Source organism: Peribacillus butanolivorans (genome assembly GCF_001273755.1).
Lineage (GTDB): Bacteria > Bacillota > Bacilli > Bacillales > DSM-1321 > Peribacillus > Peribacillus butanolivorans.
Map to the genome: position 1 here is coordinate 1 of NZ_LGYA01000003.1, position 796 is coordinate 796.

At 47.0% G+C, this 796-nt stretch carries 6 tRNA genes and 1 rRNA gene; all 7 read left to right on the plus strand.

Going from position 1 to position 796, the window contains the following annotated elements:
• Positions 1 to 61 precede the first annotated feature (61 nt).
• The 7 genes from rrf to AKG34_RS21505 all read left to right on the plus strand — a co-directional run bounded on the left by rrf (position 62) and on the right by AKG34_RS21505 (position 770).
• A 5S ribosomal RNA gene (rrf, locus tag AKG34_RS21475) occupies positions 62 to 177 on the plus strand.
• A gap of 46 nt (positions 178 to 223) precedes the next feature.
• Positions 224 to 298 (plus strand) — tRNA-Asn (locus tag AKG34_RS21480).
• Between the two features lie 3 nt (positions 299 to 301).
• Positions 302 to 374, plus strand: a tRNA-Thr gene (locus AKG34_RS21485).
• 30 nt (positions 375 to 404) lie between these two features.
• Positions 405 to 479, plus strand: a tRNA-Glu gene (locus tag AKG34_RS21490).
• 18 nt (positions 480 to 497) lie between these two features.
• Positions 498 to 573 (plus strand) — tRNA-Val (locus AKG34_RS21495).
• Between the two features lie 19 nt (positions 574 to 592).
• Positions 593 to 668 (plus strand) — tRNA-Thr (locus tag AKG34_RS21500).
• Between the two features lie 18 nt (positions 669 to 686).
• A tRNA-Tyr gene (locus AKG34_RS21505) sits at positions 687 to 770 on the plus strand.
• Positions 771 to 796 lie beyond the last annotated feature (26 nt).

The window sequence follows — 796 nt, forward strand, 5'->3', positions numbered from 1 at the left end:
AAATACCTTCTTATTATCTAGTTTTGAAGGAATGAAAATTTCTTCAAAAAAATGAATATAGTCTGGCAATGATGGCGAAGAGGTCACACCCGTTCCCATTCCGAACACGGAAGTTAAGTTCTTCAGCGCCGATGGTAGTTGGGGGTTTCCCCCTGTGAGAGTAGGACGTTGCCAGGCTATTCATTTAAAATCTTTAAATGAGTATTAGGAAACATTATATTATTCCGCAGTAGCTCAGTGGTAGAGCATTCGGCTGTTAACCGAACGGTCGTAGGTTCGAGTCCTACCTGCGGAGCCATATGCTTCCATAGCTCAGTAGGTAGAGCACTTCCATGGTAAGGAAGAGGTCAGCGGTTCGAATCCGCTTGGGAGCTTCCCAATCTATCTATTATCATAAAAATATCGGCCCGTTGGTCAAGCGGTTAAGACACCGCCCTTTCACGGCGGTAACACGGGTTCGAATCCCGTACGGGTCACCATTATATACTTATTAGTCCGGAGGATTAGCTCAGCTGGGAGAGCATCTGCCTTACAAGCAGAGGGTCGGCGGTTCGATCCCGTCATCCTCCACCATTTTATTTTAAAAATATTTGCCGGTGTAGCTCAACTGGTAGAGCAACTGACTTGTAATCAGTAGGTTGGGGGTTCAAGTCCTCTTGCCGGCACCATTTACAACCATATATTGCGGAGGGGTAGCGAAGTGGCTAAACGCGGCGGACTGTAAATCCGCTCCTTCGGGTTCGGCAGTTCGAATCTGCCCCCCTCCACCATTTTAATAAAAACCTGTGGATCAGTT